The sequence below is a fragment of the Streptomyces sp. NPDC048639 genome, from assembly GCF_043199075.1.
GTDB lineage: Bacteria > Actinomycetota > Actinomycetes > Streptomycetales > Streptomycetaceae > Streptomyces.
This window is the reverse complement of record NZ_JBICVP010000009.1, coordinates 75106-102075: the sequence shown is the minus strand read 5'-3', so window position 1 is coordinate 102075 and position 26970 is coordinate 75106. Positions and strand designations below refer to the sequence as shown.

At 69.9% G+C, this 26970-nt stretch carries 21 protein-coding genes; 7 read left to right on the top strand and 14 right to left on the bottom strand.

Translation table 11 applies throughout. The annotated features are described in order from the left end of the window. Positions 1–175 precede the first annotated feature (175 nt). Both htpX and ACGFNH_RS24395 read right to left on the bottom strand, forming a co-directional pair. Positions 176–1096, bottom strand: a complete 921-nt coding sequence (gene htpX / locus ACGFNH_RS24400; protein ID WP_393657044.1) for a zinc metalloprotease HtpX — start codon at positions 1094–1096, stop codon at positions 176–178. 300 nt (positions 1097–1396) lie between these two features. Beyond that, a complete protein-coding gene (locus ACGFNH_RS24395; RefSeq protein ID WP_393657042.1) occupies positions 1397–2296 on the bottom strand; it encodes an LLM class flavin-dependent oxidoreductase in 900 nt (299 codons plus the stop codon). 229 nt (positions 2297–2525) lie between these two features. On the opposite strand from ACGFNH_RS24395, the gene ACGFNH_RS24390 reads away from it, so the two are divergent. Beyond that, a complete protein-coding gene (locus ACGFNH_RS24390) occupies positions 2526–3446 on the top strand; it encodes a Cof-type HAD-IIB family hydrolase (RefSeq protein ID WP_393657568.1) in 921 nt (306 codons plus the stop codon). Between the two features lie 42 nt (positions 3447–3488). On the opposite strand, the gene ACGFNH_RS24385 is transcribed toward ACGFNH_RS24390, so the two are convergent. The 5 genes from ACGFNH_RS24385 to hisC form a co-directional block, all read right to left on the bottom strand. After that, positions 3489–5138, bottom strand: a complete 1650-nt coding sequence (locus ACGFNH_RS24385; RefSeq protein WP_393657040.1) for a GAF domain-containing sensor histidine kinase — start codon at positions 5136–5138, stop codon at positions 3489–3491. Between the two features lie 14 nt (positions 5139–5152). Further along, positions 5153–8884 (bottom strand): thiol reductant ABC exporter subunit CydD, encoded by a 3732-nt coding sequence (gene cydD, locus ACGFNH_RS24380; protein ID WP_393657038.1) that lies wholly within the window; start codon positions 8882–8884, stop codon positions 5153–5155. A gap of 51 nt (positions 8885–8935) precedes the next feature. Then, positions 8936–9940 (bottom strand): cytochrome d ubiquinol oxidase subunit II, encoded by a 1005-nt coding sequence (gene cydB / locus ACGFNH_RS24375; RefSeq protein ID WP_393657036.1) that lies wholly within the window; start codon positions 9938–9940, stop codon positions 8936–8938. Between the two features lie 25 nt (positions 9941–9965). Continuing rightward, on the bottom strand, positions 9966–11471 hold the full coding sequence (locus tag ACGFNH_RS24370; protein ID WP_393657034.1) for a cytochrome ubiquinol oxidase subunit I: 1506 nt from the start codon (positions 11469–11471) through the stop codon (positions 9966–9968). A gap of 205 nt (positions 11472–11676) precedes the next feature. Next, positions 11677–12759 carry a histidinol-phosphate transaminase gene (gene hisC, locus ACGFNH_RS24365; RefSeq protein WP_393657032.1) on the bottom strand — a complete coding sequence of 361 codons (1083 nt, stop codon included), beginning with the start codon at positions 12757–12759 and terminating at the stop codon, positions 11677–11679. A gap of 342 nt (positions 12760–13101) precedes the next feature. On the opposite strand from hisC, the gene ACGFNH_RS24360 reads away from it, so the two are divergent. From ACGFNH_RS24360 to ACGFNH_RS24340, 5 genes are all read left to right on the top strand, one after another. Further along, positions 13102–14202, top strand: coding sequence for a LacI family DNA-binding transcriptional regulator (locus tag ACGFNH_RS24360; protein WP_393657030.1), 1101 nt, complete (start codon positions 13102–13104; stop codon positions 14200–14202). A gap of 264 nt (positions 14203–14466) precedes the next feature. Next, entirely contained in the window at positions 14467–15579 is a 1113-nt protein-coding gene (locus ACGFNH_RS24355) for a metallophosphoesterase (RefSeq protein WP_393657029.1), read from the top strand. A gap of 185 nt (positions 15580–15764) precedes the next feature. After that, complete coding sequence (locus tag ACGFNH_RS24350; protein WP_393657027.1) at positions 15765–16664, top strand: hypothetical protein; 900 nt, start codon at positions 15765–15767, stop codon at positions 16662–16664. A 216-nt stretch (positions 16665–16880) separates the two neighbouring features. After that, complete coding sequence (locus tag ACGFNH_RS24345; protein WP_393657026.1) at positions 16881–17486, top strand: hypothetical protein; 606 nt, start codon at positions 16881–16883, stop codon at positions 17484–17486. A gap of 440 nt (positions 17487–17926) precedes the next feature. After that, positions 17927–20584, top strand: coding sequence for a LuxR C-terminal-related transcriptional regulator (locus ACGFNH_RS24340; protein WP_393657024.1), 2658 nt, complete (start codon positions 17927–17929; stop codon positions 20582–20584). 445 nt (positions 20585–21029) lie between these two features. Here ACGFNH_RS24340 and ACGFNH_RS24335 read toward each other — a convergent pair whose 3' ends face one another. The 3 genes from ACGFNH_RS24335 to ACGFNH_RS24325 form a co-directional block, all read right to left on the bottom strand. Next, entirely contained in the window at positions 21030–21839 is an 810-nt protein-coding gene (locus ACGFNH_RS24335) for a protein kinase (protein WP_393657566.1), read from the bottom strand. Between the two features lie 96 nt (positions 21840–21935). Further along, positions 21936–22379: a glycine-rich domain-containing protein gene (locus ACGFNH_RS24330; protein ID WP_393657022.1), complete on the bottom strand. Its 444-nt coding sequence runs from the start codon at positions 22377–22379 to the stop codon at positions 21936–21938. A 248-nt stretch (positions 22380–22627) separates the two neighbouring features. Further along, entirely contained in the window at positions 22628–22858 is a 231-nt protein-coding gene (locus ACGFNH_RS24325) for a hypothetical protein (protein WP_393657020.1), read from the bottom strand. Between the two features lie 125 nt (positions 22859–22983). Between ACGFNH_RS24325 and ACGFNH_RS24320 the strand changes: the two genes are divergently transcribed. After that, positions 22984–24327 (top strand): helix-turn-helix domain-containing protein, encoded by a 1344-nt coding sequence (locus ACGFNH_RS24320; RefSeq protein WP_393657018.1) that lies wholly within the window; start codon positions 22984–22986, stop codon positions 24325–24327. On the opposite strand, the gene ACGFNH_RS24315 is transcribed toward ACGFNH_RS24320, so the two are convergent. The 4 genes from ACGFNH_RS24315 to ACGFNH_RS24300 all read right to left on the bottom strand — a co-directional run bounded on the left by ACGFNH_RS24315 (position 24305) and on the right by ACGFNH_RS24300 (position 26890). Further along, positions 24305–24838 carry an NUDIX hydrolase gene (locus ACGFNH_RS24315; RefSeq protein ID WP_393657016.1) on the bottom strand — a complete coding sequence of 178 codons (534 nt, stop codon included), beginning with the start codon at positions 24836–24838 and terminating at the stop codon, positions 24305–24307. The genes ACGFNH_RS24320 and ACGFNH_RS24315 overlap by 23 nt on opposite strands. Positions 24839–24994: 156 nt before the next feature. Next, positions 24995–25138 carry a hypothetical protein gene (locus ACGFNH_RS24310; protein ID WP_393657589.1) on the bottom strand — a complete coding sequence of 48 codons (144 nt, stop codon included), beginning with the start codon at positions 25136–25138 and terminating at the stop codon, positions 24995–24997. Between the two features lie 86 nt (positions 25139–25224). Continuing rightward, a complete protein-coding gene (locus ACGFNH_RS24305; protein WP_393657014.1) occupies positions 25225–26334 on the bottom strand; it encodes an HTTM domain-containing protein in 1110 nt (369 codons plus the stop codon). 13 nt (positions 26335–26347) lie between these two features. Continuing rightward, on the bottom strand, positions 26348–26890 hold the full coding sequence (locus tag ACGFNH_RS24300; RefSeq protein WP_393657012.1) for a DUF5819 family protein: 543 nt from the start codon (positions 26888–26890) through the stop codon (positions 26348–26350). Positions 26891–26970: the final 80 nt, after the last annotated feature.

Below are 26970 nucleotides of genomic sequence, written 5' to 3'. Positions count from 1 at the left end.
CAGCCCCTGGGCGTCCGCACCTGCTCCAGGGGAGCGCGCCCGGCGATGCGGGAAGCGATGCGGGAAGAGATGCCGGAAGCGCGCCGGTCCTGACGTTCGAGGCCCCGAGGCAACGGACGGCCGAGGCCCCCGGGCACGGACGGCCGAGGCGGCCGGGTGTGTGTGCGGGGCGGCCTCACGGGCGGCCCAGCTGCGCGGAGATCCGGCCCAGTTGGTCCAGCCGCTGCTCCAGCGTCGGGTGCGACGACAGCAGCCGGCCGAGGCTCTCCTTGGAGGAGAAGGCCGGTGCGAACCAGAAGGCGTTGTACGGCTCCGCCTTCCGCAGGTCCTCAGTGGGGATCCGGGACATCTGTCCGGTCACCTTCGTGAGGGCGGAGGCGAGGGCGGACGGTCGCCCGGTCAGCAGCGCGGCGGCCCGGTCCGCGGAGAGTTCTCGGTAACGGGAGAGCAGCCGGGTGAGCAGGAAGCTGATCACGTAGACGATCGCGCTGACCACGGGTATCAGCAGCATCGCGATCGCGGTGTTGCTGTCCCGGTTGCTGCTCGCGCGGCTGAGGCCGCCCCAGAGCGCGACGCGGGTCATCACGCCCGCCAGCACCCCGAGGAACGACGCGATGGTCATCACCGCGACGTCGCGGTGCGCGACGTGCGACAGCTCGTGCGCGAGGACGCCTTCGAGCTCCTCCGGTTCCAGCCGCCTGAGGAGGCCGGTGGTGGCGCAGACCAGGGCGGTGCGCTCGCTGCGGCCGGTGGCGAACGCGTTGGGCACATCGCTGTCCGCGATCGCCACCCGCGGCTTGCGCATGTCCGCGAGCGCGCAGATGCGGTCGACCGCCCCGTGCAGCTCGGGCGCCTGCTCGGGCGTCACCTCACGGGCGCCCATGCTGTACGCGGCGATCCGGTCGCTGAACCAGAACTGCACGATGAACAGGCCGCCCGCGACGGCGAGGATGATCGGCCACGCTCCCCTGAGGACGGCCAGCAGCACGCCCACGAAGACGACATAGAGCAGCCCGATCAGGAACATCGTCGTCACCATGCGTGCGGTGAGTCCCTGATCCGGGACATATCGGGAACGCGTCCGGGTCCCTGGCATCCGACACCCTCCCGTCTGCCGCACCTGTACCTCTGTCTAGATTGTGCTCCTTCCTGCGTTTACGCGGGATAAGTGCGGGCGGGCGACCGTACGGGAACGGATTCAGCTGCCCGCTCCCCGCGCTCCCCGCGCTCCCCGCGCTCCCGGCGCGCCCGGCGCGCCCGGCTTCCGCGCCTCGTACGGGTCAGGAGTCCCCGCCGGTGCCCAGCTCCTCCGCGGGCTCAGCTCACCCCCGGGTCGGCACACCGGGGCCGGCTCACCCGCGCGCTCGGCTCGCCCCGGCGGTCCGCCCACCCGGCTTCAGCTCACCTGGGCCAGGCTCTCCGTCGCGATGCGCTCGAAGACCGTCTCGTCCGCCGCGAAGATCGAATCGCGCACCGGCCAGTGCACCACGATCTCCGTGAAGCCGAGCTGCGCGTATGTGCCCGCGAAGTCCACGAACGCGTCCACGGAGTCCAGCAGCCGGTCCGGCGTGAACCCCGTGAGCAGGATCTTCTTCACCTCGCCGGGGTCGCGGCCGATCTCCTCGCAGGCGGCCGACAGCCGCTTCAGCTGGTGCCGGATCGCGTCCAGCGACTGCTCCGGAGTGTCGCGCCGCTTCGGATCGCCGGTGGTGACCCAGGCCTGGCCGTGGCGGGCCGCGAGCGCCAGCCCGCGCGGACCGGTCGCCGCGATCGCGAGGGGAAGGCGGGGCCGCTGGACGCAGCCCGGGATGTTGCGGACCTCGTTCGCGGAGTAGAACGCGCCGTCGTGGCTCACCACGTCCTCGGTGAGGAGGCGGTCGAGCAGCGGTACGAACTCGCCGAACCGGTCGGCGCGCTCGCGCGGCGTCCACGCCTCCTGCCCCAGCGCCGTCGCGTCGAAGCCGTTGCCCCCCGCGCCGATGCCCAGGGTGACGCGGCCCGCGCTGACGTCGTCGAGCGTGATCAGCTCCTTGGCGAGCGTGACGGGGTGGCGGAAGTTCGGGGAGGTGACGAGGGCGCCGAGCCGTATGCGGTCGGTGGCGGAGGCGGCGGCCATGAGGGTCGGCAGCGCGCCGAACCACGGGCCGTCGCGGAACGGGGCGCGCCAGGAGAGGTGGTCATAGGTGAAAGCGGTCCGGAAACCCAGCTCCTCGGCTCGCCGCCACACCTGCCGCCCGCCGTCGTGCCAGCGGTGGATGGGCAGGATCACGGTGCTCAGGCGCAGAGAGGACTCCATGGCGAAGAGCCTAAGCGGCACCTCCGACAGACCGGGATCCGGCCACCGGCCCTCCGCCACCCCCCGGGGTTCCGCCCACCAGGTCCTCCCGCGGTTCCGCCCACGAGATCCTCCCGCGGTTCCGCCCACGGTTCTCCCACGTGCTCCCTCAGGACCCTCACCCGCTGTCCCCCTCCGGCCCCGCCACGTGAGCTCTTCTGTGCACCCCATCGCACGCCTGTGCGCGCACATGCGGGAAGATGGGCGCGTGACCTCAGCTACCGAGCGGCCAGAGCCGCAGACGCCGGACTCCGACCGCTCGGCGCCCTCACCCCGGCGCGTACGGCTGATCGCCACCGACCTCGACGGAACGCTTCTGCGGGACGACAAGTCCGTCTCCGACCGTACGGTCGCGGCCCTCGCCGCCGCGGAGCGCGCCGGGATCGAGGTCTTCTTCGTGACCGGCCGCCCGGCGCGCTGGATGGATGTGGTCAGCGACCATGTGCACGGCCACGGCCTGGCCATCTGCGCCAACGGCGCGGCCGTCGTCGACCTGCACCGCGAGGGACTCGTGCTCGAGGTGCGGCCCCTGGAGCGGGCCACCGCGCTCACCGTCGTCCGCGCGCTCCGCTCCGCCGCTCCCGGTGTCTCCTTCGCCGTCGAAACGGTGAACGGCATCCACTACGAGCCGGAGTACCCCCCGTTCCACCTCGACCCCGGTGCGGACGTCGCCGCCGCCGAGAAGCTGCTCTCGCCGGAGCGCGAGGCCGCCGACCTGCCCGTGATCAAGCTGCTCGCGCACCATCCGGGCCTGGGTCCCGACGAGTTCCTCACCCTGGCCCGCTCGGTCGCGGGCGGGCACGCCTCCTTCACCCGCTCCAGCCCCACCGCCCTCCTGGAGATCAGCGGCCCGGGCGTGAGCAAGGCGTCCACCCTGGAGCGCTGTTGCGCCCAGCGCGGCATCACGCGCGAGGAGGTCGTGGCCTTCGGGGACATGCCCAACGATGTGGAGATGCTGACCTGGGCCGGTACGTCGTACGCCATGGCCAACGCGCATCCGGACGTGCTGGCCGCCACCTCGGCCCGAACCGTCGCCAACAACGAGGACGGCGTCGCGGTCGTCATCGAGCAGATCGTGGCGGCCCAGCAGGACGACGCCCCCCGCGGCTGACGTCGCGGCCGACGTCCGCGGCCCTCGCGGGGGCGAGCGGCGCTAGACCGGTCGGTCCGGCTGCAGCGGCGCCTCCCACATCACCGCCGTCCCCCCGCCCTCCTCGCCGATGCCGGGCCCGTGGGAGCTGGAGCCGCCGAGCGCCTCCGCCCGCTTCTCCAGGTTCCGCAGCCCGCTGCGCCGCCCGCCCGGCGCGATGCCGACGCCGTCGTCCGCCACCATCAGCCGTACGCCGTCCTGTCCGTCCGGCAGCTTCACCATCGCATCGACGACGACCTCGATGCGGGTCGCGGACGCGTGCCGGAAGGCGTTCGAGAGTGCCTCGCGCAGCGCGGCCACGAGGTTCTTGCCGGTCAGCTCCCCCACCCGCGCGTCGACCGCCCCGATCCAGCGCACCGAGGGCCGGAAGCCGAGCGGCACCGCCGCCATGCCGATCTCCCGCTGGATACGGGTCCGCAGGCCGGACGGGGCCTCGGCCGGTCCCTGCTGGAGAGCGAAGATCGCGGTACGGATCTCCTGCACGGTGAGGTCCAGCTCGTCCACCGCACGGTCGATCCCCACCCGCAGCTCCGGCACCGCCTCTCTGCTCCTGGCCGCCTCGAGCATCATCCCCGTCGCGAACAGCCGCTGGATGACCAGGTCGTGGAGGTCGCGGGCGATACGGTCGCGCTCCTCGTAGACCGCGAGGCGCTCCCGGTCGCGCTGCGCCTCGGCGAGGACCAGCGCCAGCGCCGCCTGGGCCGCGAACCGCGTCGCAAGGGTGCGGTCGATGTCGGTGAACGGGCGGCCGCCGCGCAGCCGCGGCAGGGCGAGAGTGCCGAGCACCCGGCCGCCGCTCCCCAGCGGCAGCATCATGCTGGGCCCGAAGAGGTGGGAGATCGCCGTGGTCATGCGGGGGTCGGCGGCCGAATCGTCGACGAACACCGGTTCCCCGGCCAGGAGTTGCCCGTACACGGGGCTGCTCGGGGCGATCACCATGCCCAGTCCTTCGAACGGCTCGGGCAGTTCCGAGGCCACCCGTACGATCTCCAGGCCCCCGTGCTCGTACGGCAGCAGGACGACGCCCGCCGCGGCGTCGGCGAGGCGGCGGCCCTGCTCCGCGACGACGGTGAGCGCGTCGTCGCCGTCGCCGGAGAGCAGGGCGGTGGTCAGGGCCGCGGCACCGTCGATCCAGTGCTCGCGGCGCCGGGCGGCCTCCCGCAGCCGGGCGTTCGCGATACGGATCCCGGCCTGGGTGGCGAACACCTCCAGCAGATGCAGCTCGTGCGGTCCGAACTCCGGTCCGCCCCCGGGCTCCCCGCCGCTCCCGGTCACGCGGACGACGCCGAGCGCCTCGCCGCCCACCTCTACGGGGATCTCCAGGCGGGACTGCGGGGCGGTGCCGCTCCGCTCCTCCGGCGGGGTGCCGTAGGCGACCGACTCGACCGGTCCGCCGCCCTGTTCGTCGAGGACGGCGATCTCCACGCAGCGGGCGCCGGTGAGACGGGCCGCGGATGCGGCGATGGGGGCGAGCGCCGCTCGGAGGTCGGGGTCCGGGCCGACGGAGACCATCGCTTCGAGGAGCCGGGGGAGGCGGGCGGTCACCGCGTCGGGCAGATCCTGGAGCTCCCGCACGGCCCGGGCCGCGCCGTCCGGCTCCGGGAGGGAGGGCCCGGAGCCTGCGGAGCCCTGGGGATCCGTGACGGCACCCATGATCCCGAGCGTAATCAGTCCCTCGGGCCGGAGAAAGCCGGAGAAGGCGGAGCCGACGACTGACCGGCGTCCGCCGCCTCCTCCCGGTCGAGCATCCGCCGGAACGGTCCGTCCACCGCGGCCAGCTCCTCGTACGTCCCCCGCTGCACCGCCCGGCCCCGGTCCAGCACCACCACCTCGTCCACCGCCGTGAGCCCGGCGAGCCGGTGGGTGATCAGAAGGGTCGTCCGGCCCACGGTGGCGGCGAGGAGATCCGCCGTGAGCGCGTCGGCGGTGGCCAGGTCGAGATGCTCGGCCGGCTCGTCCAGGACGAGGACGGGGAAGTCGGCGAGCAGCGCGCGGGCGAGTGCGAGCCGCTGCCGCTGGCCGCCGGACATCCGCGCGCCGTGCTCGCCGACGAGGGTGTCGAGGCCGTCGGGGAGCATGTCGACCCAGTCGAGCAGCCGCGCCCGGGCCAGGGCGTCCCGAAGGTCGGGGACGGTCGCCGAGGGCCTGGCCAGGCGCAGGTTCTCGCGGAGGGAGCTGTCGAAGATGTGGGCGTCCTGGGCGCAGAGTCCGGCCAGGCGCCGCACGGCGTCGCCGTCGAGCGCCGCGGCCTCCGTGCCGGCCAGGGTGTACGTACCGGACTCGGCGTCCAGGAACCGCAGAAGCACCTGCGCCAGCGTCGTCTTGCCCGATCCCGACGGGCCCACGACGGCGACCCGGCGCCCGGCGACGAGCTCCAGGTCGAGGCCGCTGAGGGCGGGCACACGCTGCCCGGGGTGGCGGGCGGTCAGGTTCCGCACGGCCAGCGGGAAGGGCGAGGCCGGCGGAACGGCCGGACGTACGGGCTCCCGTACGGGTGCCGGCGCGTCCAGCACCTCCCGTACGCGCTCGGCGGCGCGTCGGCTGCGGTGCCGGTACTGGACCGCGAGGGGAAGGCCCGTCACCGCCTCGAACGCGGCGAGCGGCGTCAGCACGACGACGGCCAGTGCCACCCCCGCCAGACGGCCGTCGTGCACGGCCTGCACCCCGGCCCAGGCGGCCGCCGCCACCGTGAGTCCGCAGACCAGCGCGGACAGTCCGGCGCCCGATCCCGCGGCGGCCGCGGACCGCGCCGCGGACCGGGTCAGCTCGCGGTCAGCCGCGCGCACCTGGTCTGTACGGGCGGGAAGCGCGCCGGCGACGGTCAGCTCGGCGGCGCCCGTGAGCAGGTCGACGATCCGGGTCGCGAGGGCGCCGCGGCCGGGGGCGAGCCGGCGCTCGGCGCGGCGCGCGACGGCGCCGGAGAGCAGCGGCACGCCGACTCCGGCAGCCAGCAGTCCGGCGGCGAGGACCGCACCGGCCTCAGGGAGCAGCCACGCCGTGAACCCGACCGACCCGGCGCCGACGAGTGCGGCCGCACCGGCGGGGAGCAGCCAGCGCAGGACATGGTCCTGGAGGGCGTCGACATCGGCGACGAGCCGGGAGAGGAGGTCGCCGCGGCGGGTCGTTCCAAGACCGGCCGGGGCGAGGCGCTCCAGGCGCCGGTAGACCGCCACGCGCAGGTCCGCGAGCATGCGGAAGACCGCGTCGTGGGCGACGAGGCGCTCGGCGTAGCGGAAGACGGAACGGCCGATGCCGAAGGTGCGGGTGGCCGTCACCGCGACCATCAGATAGAGCACGGGCGGCTGTTCGGAGGCGCGGGAGATCAGCCAGCCGGAGGTCGCCATCAGGCCGACGGCGCTCCCGAGTGCGAGGGCACCGAGCAGCAGGGCGAGCGCGAACCGGCCGCGGCGGGCCCGCGCCATCGACCGCACCCACGCCAGCGCATCGCCGCCGCTCCCGGGGCCGGCGTCCTCAGTGAGCTCCGCCCGGGCCGTCGCGGCCTGCCGCGCCCCCGCGCCCGCGGCCTCGGCGACGGTCCGCGCTTCGGCCTCCCCGCGTGCGGAGCGCAGGCCGTCACGCTCGCCGTGCTCACGGCCGCCGGTGTCGGCGGCGTCCGTGACCACGGCCCCCGCCGGCCCGGAGAGCACCGGCGACCCGGAGAACGCCGCCGGCCCGGAGAACGCCGCCGGCCCGGAGAACGCAGTCGGTCGTGCTCGCCGCTCGCCCTCCGGCGCGTGCGTCGGCAGCGCCCCGGGCACCCTCGCCCCCGGCAGCGTGATCACGCGGTCCGCCAGCGGCAGCAGGGCGGGCCTGTGGGCCACCAGCAGGACCGTACGTCCCTGGGTGAGGCGGCGGATCGCGTCGAGGACCGACGCCTCCGTCCCACCGTCGAGATGCGCCGTGGGCTCGTCGAGCAGCACTACCGGCCGGTCGGCGAGGAACGCCCGTGCCAGAGCGATCCGTTGGCGCTGCCCGGCCGAGAGTCCTGCCCCGCCCTCGCCGAGCACGGTGTGCATCCCGTCCGGCAGTGCGGCGGTGAAGTCCAGGGCGTCCGCCGCCCGCAGAGCCTCCCGTACGGCGGTGTCGTCGGCGTCAGGCCGCGCCGGCCGGACGTTCTCCGCGATCGTCCCGGCGAAGAGATACGGCCGCTGCGGAAGCCAGGTGACCTGGCGCCACCAGCTCTCCCGCGAGACCGACGCCAGGTCGGTGTCGCCGACGAGGACGCGCCCCGACGCGGGCTCGGAGAACCCGAGGAGCGCCCCGATCAGGGTCGACTTGCCGGCCCCGCTCGGACCCACGAGCGCAACCGTCTCGCCCGGCGCCACAGTGAACGACGTGGCGGGGAGCGAGGGTTCGGTCCGGCCGGGGTGGCATACGACGAGGTCCTCGACACGGACGGCGGCGAACCGCGCGTCCGGTGCCGCCGTGGACGGATCCTTCCGCGGCGGCGTCTCCAGCACCGCGAACACCTCGTCCGCCGCCGCGAGCCCCTCCGCCGCCGCGTGGTACTGCGCGCCCACCTGACGCAGCGGCAGATAGGCCTCGGGCGCGAGGACGAGGACGACCAGGCCGGTGTAGAGGTCGAGGTCGCCGTGGACCAGGCGCATTCCGACCCCGACCGCCACCAGCGCCACCGACAGGGTCGACAGCAGCTCCAGCGCGAAGGAGGAGAGGAAGGCGATCCGCAGGGTACGGAGGGTGGCCCGGCGGTAGTCGCCGGTGATCGCCCGGATCGACTCCGCCTGGACCCGCGCCCGCCCGAACACCTTGAGGGTCGGCAGTCCGGCGACGACATCGAGGAAGTGGCCGGACAGCCGCGACAGCAGCCGCCATTGACGGTCCATCCGGGCCTGGGTCGCCCAGCCGATCAGCACCATGAAGAGGGGGATCAGCGGGAGGGTGACGACGATGACCGCCGCCGACACCCAGTCCGCGGTCACGATCCGCGCGAGCACAGCGACCGGGACGACCACGGCGAGCCCCAACTGCGGGAGATAGCGCGCGAAGTAGCCGTCCAGCGCGTCGATACCGCGCGTGGCGAGCGCGGTCAGTTCACCGGTGCGCTGTGTGCCGAGCCACCCGGGCCCGAGCCGTAGGGCATGGTCCAGCAGGCGCCCCCTCAGCTCGGACTTCACGGACGCGGCCGCCCGGTGGGCAGCCAGCTCCGTCAGCCAGGAGACGAGTCCACGGCCGCCGGACACCGCAGCGAGGAGCAGCAGCGGGGTGCGCAGTTCGGCCACCGACAGGTCCCGCTGGAACGCCCCGACGACCACCTCGGCGATGAGCATCGCCTGCGCGACCACCAGCCCCGCTCCGGCGAGCCCCAGCGCCACGGCCGCGGCCAGGAAGACGCGGGTGGTGCGGGCGTAGCGGAGCAGGCGCGGGTCTACAGGTTTCACGTGAAACGTCCCAGGTCCATGGCGGCTGTCTCCGTGGTCCGCGACCGCGGCTCAGTGGGCGGGGTCGGCGATGTGCTGCGTACCGATGCGCTTGCGGAAGACCCAGTAGGTCCAGCCCTGGTAGAGCATCACCAGCGGGAGCGCGATGGCGCCGCACCAAGTCATGATCCTCAGCGTGTACGGGGTGGACGAGGCGTTCTCGACGGTCAGACTCCACCGCGGGTCCAGCGACGACGGCATGACGTCCGGGAAGAGGGTCAGGAACAGCATGCTGACCGCGGCCGCGATGGCCGCCCCGGACAGGGCGAACGACCAGCCCTCACGGCCCGCGAGATTGAAGCCGATCGCCGCGACGAGGGCCACCGCAGCGATGATCATCGCGATCAGGCTGCTGCCGTCACCGCCGTCGATCTGGGTCCAGGTCAGGAAGCCGAGCGCCAGCACCGCCGCCACCACCCCGAGCCCCGTGGCCGTCCGCCGGGCCCGCAGCCGGATGTCGCCGAGCGTCTTGAGCGCCGTGAACACCGCCCCGTGGAAGGTGAAGAGCGTCAGCGTCACCAGTCCGCCGAGCACGGCGTAGGGGTTGATCAGGTCGCCCAGCGTGCCGACGTACTCCTTGTTCGCGTCGATCTTCACGCCGTGCACGATGTTGCCGAAGGCGACGCCCCACAGGAGCGCGGGCAGCAGCGAGGCCCAGAAGATCGCATGTTCCCAATTGGTCTGCCAGCGCTCGCCGCTGCGCTTCGCCCGGTACTCGAAGGCCACGCCCCGGACGATGAGGCAGACCAGGATGAGCAGCAGCGGGAGGTAGAAGCCGGAGAAGAGAGTGGCGTACCACTCGGGGAAGGCGGCGAAGGTGGCCGCACCCGCGGTGATCAGCCAGACCTCGTTGCCGTCCCAGACCGGCCCGATGGTGTTGATGAGGACCCGCCGTTCCTTGCGGTCGCGAGCCAGCAGCTTGGTGAGGATGCCGACTCCGAAGTCGAAGCCCTCGAGGAAGAAGTAGCCGACCCACAGGACGGCGATGGCGACGAACCAGACGTCGTGGAGTTCCATGCCTCGCTCCTTGCGTTCTCCGGCCTCAGTACGAGAAGGCCATCGGCCGGTCGGCGTCCGTGTCGCCGCCGATCTTCGTGGGCGGGTTGAGATCGGAGTCGGTGAGCTCCGGCGGTCCTGCCTTGACGTACTTCACCAGCAGCCTGACCTCGACGACGGCGAGGAGCGCGTAGAGGGCGGTGAAGACGATCATGGAGGTGAGGACCTCGCCCTGCGAGACACCGGGGGATACGGCGTCCGTGGTGCGCAGCACGCCGTAGACCACCCAGGGCTGGCGTCCCATCTCGGTGAAGATCCATCCCCAGGAACTCGCGATCAGCGGGAACACGATGGTGAGCAGCGCGATCCGCCAGTACCAGGAGGTGAGTTTCGCGCCGAGCGTCCGGCTCGGGGTGAGGGCCAGCCGGGGCACCTCGTCCTCGCCTGTCCGGAGCTCGGGTGCCAGCCAGCGCTTCCGGCGGGTCAGCCAGAGCCCGACGGCGCCGATCGCGAACGACGCCATGCCGAAGCCGATCATCCAGCGGAAACTCCAGTACGCGACCGGGATGTTGGGCCGGTAGTCGCCCGGGCCGTACTTCTCCTGCTCGGCGCGGTTGACGTCGTTGATGCCCGGGACCTCGGAGTGGAAGTCGTCGTACGCGAGGAAGGACAGGAGGGCGGGGATCTCCAGGGCCACGTCGTTGTGGCCCTTGTCGACGTCGCCGTAGGCGAAGACCGAGAACGGCGCCGGCGCCTCGCTGTCCCACATGGCCTCGGCGGCCGCCATCTTCATGGGCTGCTGCTCGAACATGACCTTGCCCAGGCGGTCGCCGCTGATCGCGGTGAGCAGACCGGCGACGATCAGGGTCACCAGGCCGAGCCGGAGCGAGGTACGCATGACCGGGATGTGCTTGCCGCGCATCAGGTGGTACGCGGCGATGCCGACCATGAAGGCGCCTCCGGCGAGGAAGGCCGCGGTCAGCGTGTGGAAGACGACGACGAGGGTGGTGTTCTGGGTGATCACCTGCCAGAAGTCGGTGAGTTCGGCGCGGCCGGCCTCCTTGTTGAAGCGCCAGCCGACGGGGTGCTGCATCCAGGAGTTGGCGGCGAGGATGAAGTACGCGGAGAGCGAGCTGCCGACCGCCACGGTCCAGATGCAGGCGCAGTGGATCTTCTTCGGCAGCCGGTCCCAGCCGAAGATCCACAGGCCGATGAAGGTGGACTCGAAGAAGAAGGCGATCAGCGCCTCGAAGGCGAGGGGGGCACCGAAGACGTCCCCGACGAAGCGCGAGTAGTCCGACCAGTTCATGCCGAACTGGAACTCCTGCACGATGCCGGTGACGACACCCATGGCGATGTTGATCAGGAAGAGCTTGCCCCAGAACTTGGTCGCCCGGAGGTACTTCTCCTTGCCCGTCCGCACCCATGCCGTCTCCAGCCCGGCGGTGAGTGCCGCGAGCGAAATGGTCAGGGGAACGAAGAGGAAGTGGTAGACGGTGGTGATCCCGAACTGCCAGCGGGACAGCGTCTCCGGCGCCAACGCCAGGTCCATGACGCCCTCTCCTTACGTTGTTGCGGTCACGCTTGCACGACGCCCTTCGAAACGCAGCTTGTGAAAGCGTTCACATTCACAAGCCATTATGGCGCACAGGTGAGCGAGACCGATGACGGGGGTCCCCTACCAGCGGAAAAGGGGTCCCCCGCGACGACATCGCGGGGGACCCCCAGGTCGGAAGGCGTTGGGCGGGCCGGAAGGTCTAACGCCCCGAGCGAAACTCCTCGGCCACACGCAGTAGCAGGTCATTGGCCTCGGTCTCACCGATCGTGGCCCGTACGCCCTCCCCCGGGAACGGCCGCACGATCACGCCCGCCTTCTCGCACGCCTCGGCGAAGTCCACCGTCCGCTCGCCGAGTCGCAGCCAGACGAAGTTGGCCTGCGAGTCCGGGATGTTCCAGCCCTGCCCGGCGAGGCCCTCCAGCACGCGCTTGCGCTCGCAGACCAGCGAGCCGACCCGCCCCAGCAACTCGTCCTCGCTGCGCAGCGAGGCCACCGCCGCGTCCTGCGCGAGCTGGCTCACCCCGAAGGGCACCGCGGTCTTGCGCAGCGCCGCAGCCACCGGGGGGTGCGCCACGGCGAAGCCGACGCGCAGTCCCGCCAGGCCGTACGCCTTGGAGAAGGTGCGCAGCACGCAGACGTTCGGCCGCTGCCGGTAGAGGTCGAGGCCGTCGGGCACCTCGGGGTCGCGGACGAACTCCTTGTAGGCCTCGTCCAGCACGATCAGTACGTCGGAGGGCACCCGGTCGAGGAAGCGCTCGAGCTCGGCACGGCGCACGGCGGTGCCGGTCGGGTTGTTCGGATTGCAGACGAAGATCAGCCGGGTCCTGTCGGTGATCGCGTCCGCCATCGCGTCCAGGTCGTGCACATCGCCCTCGGTCAGCGGCACCTGCACCGGCTGCGCGCCCGCGATCCGCGTGATGATCGGGTACGCCTCGAAGGACCGCCAGGCGTAGATCACCTCGTCGCCCTCACCTGCGGTGGACTGGACGAGCGACTGGGCGATGCCGACCGAGCCCGTGCCCGTCGCCACGTGGTCCAGGGGCACGCCGAAGCGCTCGGACAGCTCCGCCATCAGCTCCGTGCAGGCCATGTCCGGGTAGCGGTTGAAGTTGCCGGCGGCGGCCAGCGTCTGCTCCATGACCCCCGGCAGCGGCGGGTAGGGGTTCTCGTTGGAGGACAGCTTGTACGTCGTACGCCCGGCTTCGGCAGCGGCGGGCCGGCCCGGCTTGTACGTCGGGATTCCGTCCAGCACATCGCGCAGCTTCGGGGTCTTGTCAGTCACCGCGGGGTCCTCCTCGACCATCCGGCACAGCAGCAATACTGCACACCTTATGAGGATTGAGTCCACCGGCGTACAGAGCCCTGGGGGCGCCCCTTGTAACAGCGTGCGCCCCTGGCGCGCGCCTTGGCGCGCGTCACCCGTGCAGGTGACTTGAGACCTCTTCGAGACATTGGCACATGCGCAGGCGAATGCCCGACAGGACCCGCCATCTCTCGCAGCTCGCCCCCAACTCTCTTGCTTTTCAAGGCAGTTGAGGCAGAATAGCCATGCAGAAACGTGACTGTGATCAGCGGATCAGGGGGTCCCGCTAATGGACCACCCGAGCCCTACTATCGGCTCGCCATGACAGCAGCAGGGAAGCACCAGGTGAGCCGGTCGTCCGGTCGTCGACTGGGGCGTGCAGGGATTCGGGACGTCGCCGCAGCCGCCGGCGTCTCGATCACCACGGTCTCGGACGCGCTCAACGGCAAGGGCCGGCTCCCGGACGCCACACGTCGCCATGTTCGCGAGGTCGCCGACCGACTGGGCTATCGCCCGTCGGCCGCGGCCCGCACCCTCAGGACCGGCCGCTCCGGTCTCATCGGTCTCACCGTCACCACGTACGGGAATGAACCTTTCACCTTCACCGAGTTCGCGTACTTCGCCGAGATGGCACGCGCCGCGACATCAGCCGCCCTGGACCGCGGCTACGCCCTCGTCATCCTTCCGGCGACCTCGCGCCACGACGTCTGGTCGAACGTCGCCCTCGACGGCACGGTCGTCATCGACCCGTCCGACCACGACCCCGTGGTGACCGAACTCGTACGCCAGGGGCTCCCCGTCGTCTCCGACGGCCGCCCCGCCGGCTCGCTTCCCGTCACCGCCTGGGTAGACAACGACCACCAAGCCGCCGTGATCGGACTGCTCGACCACCTCGCGGAGGCCGGCGCCCGGCGCATCGGCCTGCTCACCGGGACGAGTACCGACACCTACACGCGGCTGTCCACCACCGCGTACCTCTCCTGGTGCGAGCGCGTGGGCCAGGACCCGGTGTACGAGGAATACCCGGCCCACGATCCGCGTGCCGGGGCCGTCGCCGCCGACCGGTTACTCGCACGGCCGGACCGCCCCGACGCCGTGTACGGGCTGTTCGACCCCAACGGCACCGATCTGCTCGCCGCCGCGCGCCACTACGGTCTGCGCGTCCCCGACGACCTGCTGCTCGTCTGCTGCAGCGAGTCCACCGTCTACGCGACGACCGAACCACCCATCACCACGCTGTCCCTCAAGCCCCGCAGGATCGGCACCGCGGTCGTCCAACTCCTCATCGACGCCATCGAGGGCCTGGACGGCGGAGGTCCGGTCGAACAGGTCATACCGACCGAACTGATCGTGCGCACCTCCTCCCAACGGCGCCCCCCGCGCACGACGGTGAGTGCGCCACGATCGGCCCCGCAGAGCTGATTCGGCCGACGTGCGCTCCCTGGCGTAGTCTCCACGAGTCGCTACCAGGCAATTTCGGGAGAAATAGCCGACGTCTGCGGGAGCCGTTGTGATTGAGAGCCCCCTGGTGCGTCACAAGCCGCGAGCGGCATTCCTATGATGGGCGCACGACACTGCGGACCACCCGCCGACCAGGGGTTCTCCTGCTCGCTTCGCCGGGTGCCCCGGCACGGGGCAGGGGAAGGGGTCCGACGGGTGCACGGCGGCGCAAAGGTGGAGGGGTCGATGACTCAGGGGGCCGGTCAGGGACCCGCAGCAGGGGCCACGGCGGGGATGTCACTCGCGTCCGCGCACGGCGCGTATCCCGCGGTTCCACATCCGGCTGCCGTGTACCCGAACACCGCACCCCCCGCTCCGTATGCGGTGGGCTCGACGGACTCGACGGACCTCCCGCCGGAGTACACCCCGACCGAGCGCGACCTGCCGGTCATCGGCAGCGGCGTGCACGACGGGGCGACGCTCACCCTCAGCGGGGACACCTCGCCCGAGGCGGGCGGCGCCGTGGCACCGGAGGCGGGCCCAGGACCGCTGTTCGTGGTGGGCGACGTTCACGGGTACCTCGACGAACTGCGCACGGAACTGCACGCCCAGGGCCTCATCGACGACGAGGACCACTGGGCGGCCGGCACCGCCCGGCTCTGGTTCCTCGGCGACTTCACCGACCGCGGCCCGGACGGCATCGGCGTCATCGACCTGGTGATGCGGCTCTCGGCGGAGGCCGCGGCCGCCGGCGGCTACTGCAAGGCGCTGATGGGCAATCACGAACTGCTGCTCATCGGCGCCAAGCGGTTCGCCGACACCCCCGTCAACTCCGGTGCCGGGACTGCCTCGTTCCAGGCCGCCTGGCTCCTCAACGGTGGCCAGCGCAGCGACATGGAGCGCCTTGAGGACCACCACCTGCAGTGGATGTCCCGGCTGGACGCCATCGCCGAGGAGGACGGGCATCTGCTCGTCCACTCCGACACCACCGCCTATCTGGAGTTCGGCGACTCGATCGAGGCCGTCAACGACCGGGTCACCGAGATCATTCACCGCAACGACGCGGACGAATGCTGGGATCTCTTCCGCAAGTTCACCAAGCGCTTCGCCTTCCGCGACGACTCCGGGCCGCAGGCCGTCCACGAACTGCTGTCGCGGTACGGCGGGCGGCGCATCGTCCACGGCCACAGCCCCATCCCGTATCTGCTCGGCGAGGTCGGCTCGGAGGACGAGGAGGACGGTGACCGTCCCGAGATCCAGGGACCGCACGTGTACGCCGACGGACTCGCCATCGCCATGGACGGCGGCGTGACGATGGCCGGAAAGCTGCTGGTTGTTCAACTTCCGCTGACCGACTGAGGATTACGGACGCGGACATACGGGCACAGGTTGCCTCCGCGAAGCGGGCATTTTCCGGAAACCCCCTGTCACGGTGTGCCGGAACCGCTCTACCATCGGCATATCCGTAGCAGGCTCTCCTCCGTTTCCGCCCAACTGCCCGGTGAGAGCCGGCACACAGGCCTACGGAGCACCGGGGGATGCACATGAACAGCGCTCCGCATCTGCTTCCCGAGGACCGTCCGGAGTTCGAGCGGATCCTCGGTGAGGCGCTGCGCACGAGCCGGGAGCCGGATCCGGCCGAAGTCGGTCGGATCCGGCTCAACACCGAGCAGTTGCGCACGATGGCTCTCGCCGCATCGGCCGCCATATCCTCCTGCGCCGCGGCCGAGTACCAGGACTACGTCAAGCTGCGCGATCAGCTCCGCGCCCCGTCGTCCGACGCCGCCCACGACACGGAGCCGGAGGACGGCGCAGGGCAGGGCGACAGCGACTCAGTGGGACTGGCCGCCGCCATGGCCGGACCGACCGAGGCCACCGGCGCGGGCCTCGTCGCCATCGTCTGCGTCCTCGCTCCCCTGCTGGCGGCCATCGCCGCCGCGATCTTCCTGCTCCTCGGGTACACGCTGCGCGCCGTCGACGGGGACGAGCCCGCCGCCGCCTCTCTGATCAACACGGGCTGGGTGTTCGTGGCCCTGACCGCCGGGGGCATCGTCCTCGCCATGGCGGGGCTGCTGCTCACCGCCCTGCGCAACGGCTCCAGTTCGCTCCGCGCCTCGGCGCTGGACGAACAGGCGGTGGAGCTCGGCCGCGCGAGAGACGCATGGCGGCAGGCCCTGCTGGAACGCGGCGTACTGCCCTTCCTCCGCGAGGCCCTGGCCGATCCGGCCGCCCCGTCCCGCAGGAGCGGAGATGGCGCGTACGGCGGTGGGCAGAGCGCGTACGGGGGTGAGGCGGAGGTGCAGCACCGTACGCCGCAACTGGGCTACTCGCGGCCGTCGTTCAGCACGGAGGGCGGACCGGAGGAGACATCGGCCCGCCCGTCGTTCGAGAGTCCGGGCTACACGAGCCCGGACTACGGCGGGCCGGAGCACGAGCCGACATAGCGGCCGGGGAAGGCGCCCGGAAGCGGGGATCCGCGCAGGACCCCGGCGACGCGGGCCGGAGTTCGCAGGGACTCTCCATGAACGTCGCAGGGGACCCTCCATGAACAGGGAGGCCACCAGGCCGTCGTGGTCCGGATGCCCGGCACGTCTGTTCGTGGCCGGATTCGTATGGCAACCTCATGGGGTCGCACCCCCACGACTGAAGAGAACGCCGCTGTGCCGTCTCTGCATCTGATGCTGGCCGCCCGGCTCCTGCCGGTCGCCGTGCTCGCCACGGCAGGCTGGGCCATGGCCCGCCCCGCCGAAGAGGCCCGCTCCGGCGCCCCCGCCTCCGGTCCTGAGCGGACGGCCGCCGCGGCCCCCGAGATCGCCAAGCCGCCCTCGGCCTGCCCGGCCATTCCCGCGGCGACGGTGAAGGATCTGGTCCCCGGCGCGAAGACGGCGGGCAAGGAACTCGGCACCAGCGACCCCCAGCGTCGTACGGGCTGCGCCTGGAACGCGCTGAAGGGGTTCGACTACCGCTGGCTCGATGTGACCTTCGAGGTCACCGACGACAAGGCGGCCCGCACGATCTACGGCAACCGGGAGCTGGCGAGCGTCACCTCCGGCCTCGGCGACGAGGCCTCGGTCGGCTCGAAGCTCACCGAGGACGAAGGGCAGGAGACGCGCGAGGTCACGGTCATCGTGCGCAAGGCCAATGCCCTGGTCACCGTGACCTACAACGGCGCCGACTTCGACAACAAGAAGGCGCCGGGGGCCGGGGAGATGGAGAAGGGCGCGATCAGCGCGGCGAAGACGGCACTCGCCGCGCTGAAGTCCTGACCCTCTGATCCTCCTGCGTCCTCCCGGATCCTCCCGGATCCTGGACTGGGGACCTGCCGACTCCGTTGCTCTGCGGGCCGGTTGACCCGTCGGACGGACGGCGAGCGGCCAGGCGGCGAGTTCGGCCGGGCGGTCCGCATGGCCGGCTGCCCCGGAAGGGCACCGGAATCGGCAGCGTCCCCCGTACGCGTATGACCGGGGGCGGCGGGACACCGGAGGAGCAGTCCGTGATCGCTGCCGTTGCCATAGCCATAGCCAAAGCCGTGTCGACGCGATACGTCTCTGAAGCAGCGTGCTGCAAGCATTCCGCGGCGAGTCGCGACGTGCCCCGTGCGGATCTACCGTGAATGAGTGCCGCAGACGTGTTCTCGTCCCGGACGATGCCGCCACGATGCCCGGCCGATGGTGCCCGCGTCCTCTGAAGGCTGCTTGGAGCACCCATGAGCGCGACGATTCTCCCCGAGTGGTGGCCCCTGGTGGGGAGGGACGCGGAGCTGCGGGCGGCGATCGACGGCCTGCGGGCGCCCGGCGTCTCGGGGGTCGTCCTGTGGGGCGCTCCGAGCTCGGGCAAGACCCGGCTGGGCAGGGCCTGTCTTCAACGCATGCGCGGCCATGGCGTACCGGTCGCCGGCATCACCGCGACAGTCGCGTCACAGGACGTCCCCATGGGCGCTGTCGCGCCGCTGCTCTCTCCGCGCGCCGACGACGGATCCGCTACCCGGGCGGGCCCGACCGGTGTGCCCTTGAACCCCGCTCTGCGCCGCCGGCGGGGGCGCCCGGCGGCTGTGGTGCTCGTGGACAATCTGCATCTCCTCGACGAGGCGTCGCGCAAGGTGCTCCTCTCCCTCATGCGCGTGGGTGAGCTGAAGGTCGTCGGGACGGTCAGCGGGAACGGCGCGAAAGCCCCGTCCGCGTGGTTGCAGGACGGCGTCTGCTCCGTGCGAGCGGTACATGTGCCACCGCTGGATGAACCCACGGTGACGGCGCTTCTGGAGCGGGTTCTGGACGGGGTTGTCGAGGAGCGGTCCAGTCGACTTCTGCACAAGATCAGCAGTGGGCTGCCTCTCTATCTCGTCGAGTTGGTCTCCCATGCAGTCGCCACCGGTGCGCTGAACCGGGAGAGCGGCGTCTGGCGTCTCGCGCACGAGCTCACCCCGCCGGACCGCCTGGCCTCCATGGTCACGCATGAGTTCACCCTGCTCACGGAAGGTGAGCGGGATGTGCTGGACGACCTCGCGCTCGGTGGTCCGGAGACCCGGCAGAATCTTGATCCGGAGGTACTGGATTCCCTCATCCGCCAGGGCCTGGTGCACACGCTTCGCGAGCCGGGAGGCGAGACGGTGGCACTGGCGGACCCCGTGCACGGTCTGGTGATCCGGTCGACCACCTCTGCATTCCGGGCTCGCCGGCTGCTGCTCGATCGTGCCGAACGGGCCGAGCGGGACTCCAGCACCCCGTCGCTCACCGCCACCCTCTGGCGTTTGCAGGCCTCCGATCCCGTTCCGGTCGACCGCCTGGAGCAGTCGATAGGCCAGGCCCGCGCGGCATCGGACTTCTCCGCCGCTCACACGCTGGCGCAAGCCCTGATCCAACGGCACCCCGACGGGGTCTCCCACCTCCTGGCCGGTGAGTTCGGCTTCGAGTGCGGCGAACACCTCCAGGCCGAGGAGGCGCTGCAGAAACTCATGGGCCTGGAGACGGACGGGGAGATAAGGCTTCGCGGGGTAGTGGTCCGAGCGCAGAACCTGGCGCTGGGCATGATGCGCATCGACGACGCGCTCGCCGCCAACTCCGAGGCGCGGGAAGCCTTCAGCAGCGGTCCGGCCAAGGACGTACTGGACGCGAACGAAGCCGCTCTCTGGAGCACCGCCGGCCATATGCGCAACTCGCAACGTCTCATCGACGAACTGGACAGCGGTGAGGCGAACGTTCTCGCCCACATCATCGCCGCTGCACCACGCGTGTACATCCGGTCCGAGAGCGGCCGCGCTCCTGAACCCGAACCGTCCGCCCTGCAGCAGCGACCGGACGAAGAGCTGCTGATCGAGGGGGAGTACGGGACCCCCCAGATCGTCCTGGACAGCACCCGCGCCCGGGCACTGGCCGAGGCCGGTGAGTTCGCCACTGCCATGCCCCTGGCCCGCAGCGCCTACGAGCGAGCCGTAGCGGCCCGGGCGCACACGGCTCAGTACTGGCCGGCCATGCACCTCGGGTGGATCTGCTATCTGCGGGGAGACCTCAGCGGGGCCCGCTTCTGGTTCGCCACGCTCGTGGCCCTCAGCAGAGAACGGAGCTTTCTGCTGGGCCTGTGGTCCGGACTCCACGGGCAGGCGCTCGTGGCCGCGGTCACGGGAGAGCTGTCCGAAGCACAGAAGGCACTCCATGCCGCGGAGTCCTTGCAGTCGCACCAACCGTGGCGACCGGAAGCTCCCCTGGTACGAGCCTGGGTGTCGGCGGCGGAAGGCAGACTGTCCGATGCCCGGGAGGAATTGCTCAAAGGCGCACGGAATGCGGAGTCGTCAGGCCTTGAAGTGTCGCGTACCCACTTCTTGTTCGACGTCATGCGGCTGGGTGGTGTCGACCAGGCCTATGAGGAGCTCGCCCGAATCCTGAAGGACTCGGACAACCCCTTCGTTCAGCTCAGACTGCGAGCAGCTACGGCCCGGGCCCGCAACAATGCGGCGTCGCTGGAGAAATGCGCGGAGGAACTGGCCAGGACGGGCGCCTTCCTGCTCGCCGCGGAGGTGGCCACCTGGGGCGCCACGGTCTTCACCGAACAGGGCGAGACGCAGAACGCGACGCGGATGACGGCTCGCGTACAGGAGTTCGTGCAGGAGTGCGGACCGGTGGTGCGCACTCCGGGTCTGGCTCCGCCCCGCGTCCTGGCCCTTCTGACGACCAGAGAGCTCGAAATCGCCCTGCTCGCGGCCGACGGCCGGAAGAACGCCCAGATCGCGGAGGACCTGGGCATCTCCATCCGTACCGCGGGCAACCACCTGCAACGGGTGTACATGAAGTTCGGGATCAGCGATCGCAGGAACTTGCGCGCGGCGCTCGACATGACGCCGGGCGATCAGCTCTACGACGACGCCGGCTGAGCTGGTTCCATCACCGGACCGCCTTCCATGGGCCCGGACTCGCGCACACGGGACTCCTGCCGTACCCGATGACGGCGGCCACCGCACCGAAGCCCTGCTGCTTCATGCGTTGGTGAGGGACGCGCCACTGATGTAAGAGCAGCGATCAGCCTCCAGCCGCCCATCCTGAGCAATACATGGCTTAGGCAGTCCCTGGCTGATGGAGGCACACGTGACGGGTGCTCATTCAGCGCACACTTCGTCGTTGCTGACTTTCGGTGGCTCAGGTCAGCACTCTCTAGGTCAACAGCGTTGAGCCTGGGTTGCAACAGACCCGCATCCGAGCACGCCAACAGCATCGGTCCACCAGCACCGGGGTACCTATCAGAGGTTCTGTGGCCGGACCACCCGGAAGCTGTCCAATCTGAAGGGCGCTCGGCTTCTTACGTTGCAATGGCGCTTCGGGTCAGCTCAGGGCCTTGCGCACCTCGTGGATGGTCGGTCGATCCGCCGGAGTGTGGCTGAGCATGGCGTCGATCAGTTCACCCAGTTCACCGGGCGCTTCCACGGGACGACGCTTCCCGTTCGCCACGGCCTTTCTCTGCACGGGGCGTGGAGCGTCGTCCGGATACGCGACCGCCCGCCAGCCCGTGGCGGAGATGAGCAGGGACGCGCCGAGCGCGTAGATGTCGGCTTCCTGCGTCGGCTCGGCTTCTCCTGTCGCGAGCACGCTGAGGGCAATCTCAGGCGCTTCGTAGTGAACGAGGCAGCCACGGAATGGGAAGTCGTACCCCTCAGGTACGTGTCCGCCCCGGGCAAGGGCGAGGTCGATGAGGTGCGTCCGCTCGGACCCGATGATGAAGTGGGCGGGTTGTACGTCACCGTGGGCCCAGCCCTTGGCGTGCAGTTCAGCCAGAGCCTCCGCACACCCCAACGCCACGCTGGCCCGCGGTGCGACGGGCGAGCCTTGTCCACGGCAGGGCTCCCACAGTTGGTACAGGTCCGGCCCTTCATGCCACGGCTGGAAGTTCCACCACCCGTGTTCCCACTCGCCGTACGCAGAGTCATCCAAGCCGAGGCGATGCAGCACGGCCCCCTCGCGTGCGGGGGCGAGGGCCGTCCAGGGCTGGGCCGGCCAGTCGGCAGTGGCCTCGATGGGATAACCGAGCTTCACGGCGTAGTGGCCCAGATGGCTGTCCACCTCCCAGACCATCGAACCGCGGCGGTCCACGACCAACCGCTGAGACATGGGCATGAGCGCGTCGAGCAGCACCATCGGCAGTTCAGAGGGTGACCCGGGCAAATTGAGTTCTCCTTCCGGGCGAACGCGGCCGACCACGAGCGAGGCCGGCCGCGTCGCTACGGCTGCGTACTACGCCTGACCGTACGGACGGCCGCAGTCCGAGTCACACTGAGCGAGGTTCCTGCCGTCCACAGTCCACAGGTCATCGAAGACCATGAACCCGGCAGCCTTCATCGCCTGGGCCGAAGCAGCAACCATCTCCGAGTCACGCGCTCCCCCGCCAGGCTTCGGGTTGTGGTGCAGGAAGCGACCCGCGTACTTCTCACAGAGCTCCGCATACTCCCTCGTGTGCAGGATCAGCGCGTGAAGCCCGAGATCCACGTCGTCGGACGGGACCATGGGAACAGTGGCCGTTGCTGCCGTGACCAGAAATGCCACGGCCTGGTCCGCGATCCGCTCGGCACGCTCGGGTGACTGCCCGTTGTGGACGACCACGAAGCGGGCCAGGCTTTCGTGCAACTCCTCGCCAGCCACTGCGCGGCCGGTCCTCTGATCGTTCGCTGTTGCCGTCATGCCAATTCTCCTTGTTGTAGGGGTGCGTGGCACTTGCCGCCCGCATCCGTCGCTAGCCATGGCTCATGGACGACCAAGACGCGGGCCTTGAGGCTCGCCCCGAACGGGGACGGGGAGCCGGGGAACTGACACCCGTTCGGGGCAGCCGGTCTACTGGCCCATAGCGAGTGCCACGCCGATCACCAGGCCGCACGACCCGCTGATCATGACGATGAACAGGACTCCCGCATACCGGCCGATGACGCGCATCACAGCCCGGTCCGGCTGTTGCCGTTCCTGATTGCCAGGCGGGCGCTCAGTTCGTCGCGCGCCCGGAGTGCAACGACCTTGTCCGGCTTCGCATCCCATTCCGTGCCGCCGTTGATCGGTCGCAGTTGCACCCGTCCGCCGATCATGGCCATGACGACACCGATACGTCCGTTGGTCGTGTCCTTGGCCAGGTTCCCGATGCCTGGTCCGGCCTGCTGATTGCTCGCCATACCTAGGAGGATCGCTATGCGTGGGCCAGGTCAGAAAGGTCCGGCTGATTACCCAACTTGGGTAACATCACGGGAAGTAGAGATCGAGCGACGTTGCGTAGTCCTCACGTGTGGGAGCCTGCCCAATGCCCGAGTCGTGCCGCTCACGGGAACTGCCTGCCAGTCTGCTAACGAATCCTGAGATGGTCCGGGCCTGCCGGGCCAGGGACTTCGCGAGGGTCTTCAGGCTGGTCAAGGTGTACGCGGGCATCTATCCGTCCATGATCGCTCGGCGATGCGAGCTGACGCCCAGTCGTGTCGGTGAAGTGATGTCCGGTAGGCGCCAGTTACAACACATGGACGTGATCGAGCGCATTGCGGACGGCTTGCGCATCCCCGGTCACATGCTCGGTCTGGCCCGGCGGACGTGGGAGACACCGCTCGCTCTCGCTACGGATGGAAGGACTACGCCGCAATCCGTAGCGTCAGATCCTGTGGCTCCTGCCTCCCTGCCGGGGGCCGAAGTGGACAGCATCCTCACTCTCACGTCGCGGACCGACCCGAGCCCGTCAATGCTTCAGGCACTTCGGTCTTCGATCGAGGACTACTGGAGACGGGACGACCAGCACGGCGGCGAGGCCCTGAGGCCGGCCGTGCTCGGCCAGCTTCGATACGTCGTCGGCCTCCTCAAAGAGAACCGCCCGGCCGCCATACGGCACGGCTTGTACGGCGTAGCGGCAGAGCTCGCTCGCCTCACCGGGTGGACGTACTTCGATGCGCTCCAGTACAACCAGGCCCGCGCGTACTTCACCGAGGCGTTGCAACTCTCCAAGGAGATCGACGACCGGCAGTTCATGGCCAATGTGTTGGCCTGCATGAGCTTGCAGGCTACGTACCAGGAAAAGCCCGCGGATGCGCTCGCACTTGTCAACGCCGCCCAAGATGAAGCCCGGGCCGCTCCGGGTACGACACCTCGTGTTCTGTCGATGTTGTCTCTCAGGGAAGCCTTCGCGCACGCGAGTCTCGGCAACCGATACGCCACCCACGCGTCGATCGGCGAAGCACATCGCCACTTCGACCAGATCCAGCGAGGTGACACCGACCCAGCCTGGGTGACCTACTTCGATGAGCCAAAGCTCATTGTCGATACAGGCATCGCGCATGGGCGCTTGGGCGAAGCCGCCACGGCTGAACCATTGATCGCCGAAGCCTTACGCAGAGAGAACAGCACGAACCAGCGTGGCCGCGCGTTCCACGCGTTCTGGCTCGCTCGCACGCAGCTTGGCCTCGGTAAGCTGGATCAGGCGTGCCAGACCGCTACCGACGCGCTGGAACCCGCAGCCTCGGTGGCCTCTGAGCGCGTAGCCGGGCATCTCCGCGAGTTCTACGACGAGCTGGCTCCGCATCGTGAGGAGCCCGTAGCCACCGCCTTCGAGTCACGTCTGCGGGTAGCCCTCCCGATGCGGGTCAGCGGCTCGCCTCGTCCATGAGCACATACATCAGGCCGACGAGAGAACCGCTGCTGACGATCTCACGGCGGTCGATCATCTCTCGGACCTGCGCCAGCGGAACCCACTCGACGCGGTCAGACTCGTTCTGCTCGGTCGGCGGAGCCTCGTACGTGGCCCCGTCAGCACGGAACACATGGTGCTGCGAGTCCGTAATACCGTTGGCCGGTTCAGCGTAGATCAGGGGTTTCATCGGCCCCGGCCGCCAGCCCGTCTCCTCAAGCACCTCACGAGCGGCCGCCCCCATCGGGGTCTCATCGGCCTCTACCAGACCCATGGGGAGCTCCCAGGCCCAGGCGTCCGTAATGAACCGATGGCGCCACATCATCAGAACCTCATCACGGGCATTCACGACCACAGCGACAGCCAAGTGGCGGAGCTTGACGACGTGGTACTCCCACCGACGCCCATCCGGCTGCTCAACGTCAGTCAGCCACAAGTTCACCCAAGGGTTCTCGTAGATCGGACGTTCCCCATGGATCTTCCACTGCATTGCGGCAGCCCCTCTCGAAGTACCTCCAAGCATTCCAGAGCAGCGCCACCACGTGGCCGCCTTCCCCCAATTCACGTCACACTGACGAATATCGCTGCAGTGAAGACGGCAGCGTCCCCCGACACTTGCGCCGGGGGACGCGGAGATGCTAGAAGATCACTCCACAACGGGCAGGTAGACCCGGTTGCCCTGAGCCGCGAACTCGGCGGACTTGGCCATCATCCCCGCCGCAATCTCATCTTCGCTGGTCACAGGCGCGTCAGGGCCGAACTGCTCTGTGATGCTTCTACTGATCTTCATCGAGACGATCACTCCGCACCAGGAGGGCGGACTCGGTGCCCCTCTTCGGGGGGGGCTGGGCGTGCCCACAGGTCGTGCAGTACGGCTCAGCCGACCGGCCCGGATTGCGCCGGTACGAGAGAAGCTTCTGCGGGTGACGGGGCTCCCGGCCCGGCGGAGCGTGCCCGCTGGAATGCGCGCCGGCACGTGCGTGCCAGGAACGTGTAGAAGCGGTCCGGGAGGAAGACGGCATCCGCGACGATCATCGCGCCGGAGAAGAGCGGGAGCCCCAAGAGGATCGCGATACCGATGTGCATACCGAGCAGCACAGCCAGGACGGGGTACTTGAACCGGCCGAACTGGGTGAACGGGAAGGCCACCTGGAGAAGAACCGTCAGATATCCGACGGCGACGAGCATCATCGGATACCCGTCCGCCATGTGCGACAACGCGGGCCACGGCCGGAACAGGTCGAGGTTCAGGACGTAGTGGAGAGCCGTCCCGTTCGCCCAGGTTTCCCCCTGCACCTTGTACAAGCCCGTCGACGCGTAGAGGAGGCAGACCTGGACCGCGATGACGAACATGCCGCAGTTGTGCAGCGTCGTGACGAGGATGCGGCGTGCGGAGCCGAGTTGGGACCTGATCTCGGTCGCACTCGATCGGGACGGTAGCTGTACTGCGCTTTCCGAGGGGACGCCGAGCCGGGCCCTGCGGGCGTCGAGGGACCAGCGTCGACCGCAGGCGGTGAAGCAGAGGTACACGGCCATGAGGAGCATCAGGTTGTCTCCTCCGTCCGCCATGTAGATGGCCCTCGCGTGGAAGCAGGCCACCACGGCTGCGAACAGCACGGACACCGCCCTGGTGCGCCAGCCGAGCGCGAAGAGCGCGGAGATGACGAGGGCCGACGCGTAGCAGAACTCGAAGTACGCCCGGCTGTCGGACAGCGTGAGGAAGCTGAACCAGCCCGTCTGGTCGAACAGCTGGGTGGCCAGTTCGGGAGTCCACGGTGAACCGGGGCCCCAGATCTCGTCACGGTGCCCGAACTCCCGCAGGAGGAAAGCGAAATAGAGCAGGCCGTATCCGATGCGCAGCACTGCTGCCGCGTACAAGGAGATCGGTTGTTCTGTGAGCTTGGTGCGGAGCGCCACATGGAGGTCGTGCAGTCGCTGGGTGGCGTCGTCGGTCCGCGATGCCGTCGGGCGCGGCGAGGGTGTCATATCTGGTGCCTGCTCAGTTCGCATGGGATGGCGTCTTCCACCACGGCAGATACCGCGTGTCGACAGGGGCTGGTGCTGTCCGCTGAGGACTGCTCACTGAGCCGGTCGACGTGATCGGCAGCGTGATGACCCGGAGTTGAATGCTGTCAAATGCCTGGTGCCGGTGGGCGGCGACGCGCTCCGCCGCGATGTTGCGCAGATACTTCTTCAGCATCAGAGCCCGCTCTGTGCGTGACTGATCTTCACTGCCGTGCAATTCGAGATACGTGGTCCAGGCCCGGCGCAGCGTGTTCTGCGCGGTATGACTCGGGAACGGGTTGTGCCTGACCGCTGCATTGTCGACGGCTGTCAGGTCGAACCAGTCGCCGACCTCGACCGTGCCGTCAGCGGCAGTCAGCCTGGTCCTCACCGAGATGTGCCGATTGACCGACTCCGGTTCCGGAGCGAAGAGTCGCCAGTTCTGTTCGAACAGGGGATAGACCCACGCGTTGATCGGCTTGCTGTAAGACTTTGAAATCCTGTTCGAGGGGGCCACGTGCAGAAACAGCAGAAGCACGTGGACGACTGAGATTGCCAAGCACAGCGCGACCGCGAGGCTGATCGCCGTCCTGAGCGGTTGCGGTAGTCCGGAGAGCC

Excerpts from the sequence above, each read along its gene's own strand:
- htpX (WP_393657044.1), bottom strand. The coding sequence starts at position 1,096 with ATGCCAGGGACCCGGACGCGTTCCCGATATGTCCCGGATCAGGGACTC.
- ACGFNH_RS24395 (WP_393657042.1), bottom strand. The coding sequence starts at position 2,296 with ATGGAGTCCTCTCTGCGCCTGAGCACCGTGATCCTGCCCATCCACCGC.
- ACGFNH_RS24390 (WP_393657568.1), top strand. The coding sequence starts at position 2,526 with ATGCGGGAAGATGGGCGCGTGACCTCAGCTACCGAGCGGCCAGAGCCG.
- ACGFNH_RS24385 (WP_393657040.1), bottom strand. The coding sequence starts at position 5,138 with ATGGGTGCCGTCACGGATCCCCAGGGCTCCGCAGGCTCCGGGCCCTCC.
- cydB (WP_393657036.1), bottom strand. The coding sequence starts at position 9,940 with ATGGAACTCCACGACGTCTGGTTCGTCGCCATCGCCGTCCTGTGGGTC.
- ACGFNH_RS24370 (WP_393657034.1), bottom strand. The coding sequence starts at position 11,471 with ATGGACCTGGCGTTGGCGCCGGAGACGCTGTCCCGCTGGCAGTTCGGG.
- ACGFNH_RS24360 (WP_393657030.1), top strand. The coding sequence starts at position 13,102 with ATGACAGCAGCAGGGAAGCACCAGGTGAGCCGGTCGTCCGGTCGTCGA.
- ACGFNH_RS24355 (WP_393657029.1), top strand. The coding sequence starts at position 14,467 with ATGACTCAGGGGGCCGGTCAGGGACCCGCAGCAGGGGCCACGGCGGGG.
- ACGFNH_RS24350 (WP_393657027.1), top strand. The coding sequence starts at position 15,765 with ATGAACAGCGCTCCGCATCTGCTTCCCGAGGACCGTCCGGAGTTCGAG.
- ACGFNH_RS24340 (WP_393657024.1), top strand. The coding sequence starts at position 17,927 with ATGAGCGCGACGATTCTCCCCGAGTGGTGGCCCCTGGTGGGGAGGGAC.
- ACGFNH_RS24335 (WP_393657566.1), bottom strand. The coding sequence starts at position 21,839 with ATGGTGCTGCTCGACGCGCTCATGCCCATGTCTCAGCGGTTGGTCGTG.
- ACGFNH_RS24330 (WP_393657022.1), bottom strand. The coding sequence starts at position 22,379 with ATGACGGCAACAGCGAACGATCAGAGGACCGGCCGCGCAGTGGCTGGC.
- ACGFNH_RS24325 (WP_393657020.1), bottom strand. The coding sequence starts at position 22,858 with ATGGCGAGCAATCAGCAGGCCGGACCAGGCATCGGGAACCTGGCCAAG.
- ACGFNH_RS24320 (WP_393657018.1), top strand. The coding sequence starts at position 22,984 with ATGCCCGAGTCGTGCCGCTCACGGGAACTGCCTGCCAGTCTGCTAACG.
- ACGFNH_RS24315 (WP_393657016.1), bottom strand. The coding sequence starts at position 24,838 with ATGCAGTGGAAGATCCATGGGGAACGTCCGATCTACGAGAACCCTTGG.
- ACGFNH_RS24310 (WP_393657589.1), bottom strand. The coding sequence starts at position 25,138 with ATGAAGATCAGTAGAAGCATCACAGAGCAGTTCGGCCCTGACGCGCCT.
- ACGFNH_RS24305 (WP_393657014.1), bottom strand. The coding sequence starts at position 26,334 with ATGACACCCTCGCCGCGCCCGACGGCATCGCGGACCGACGACGCCACC.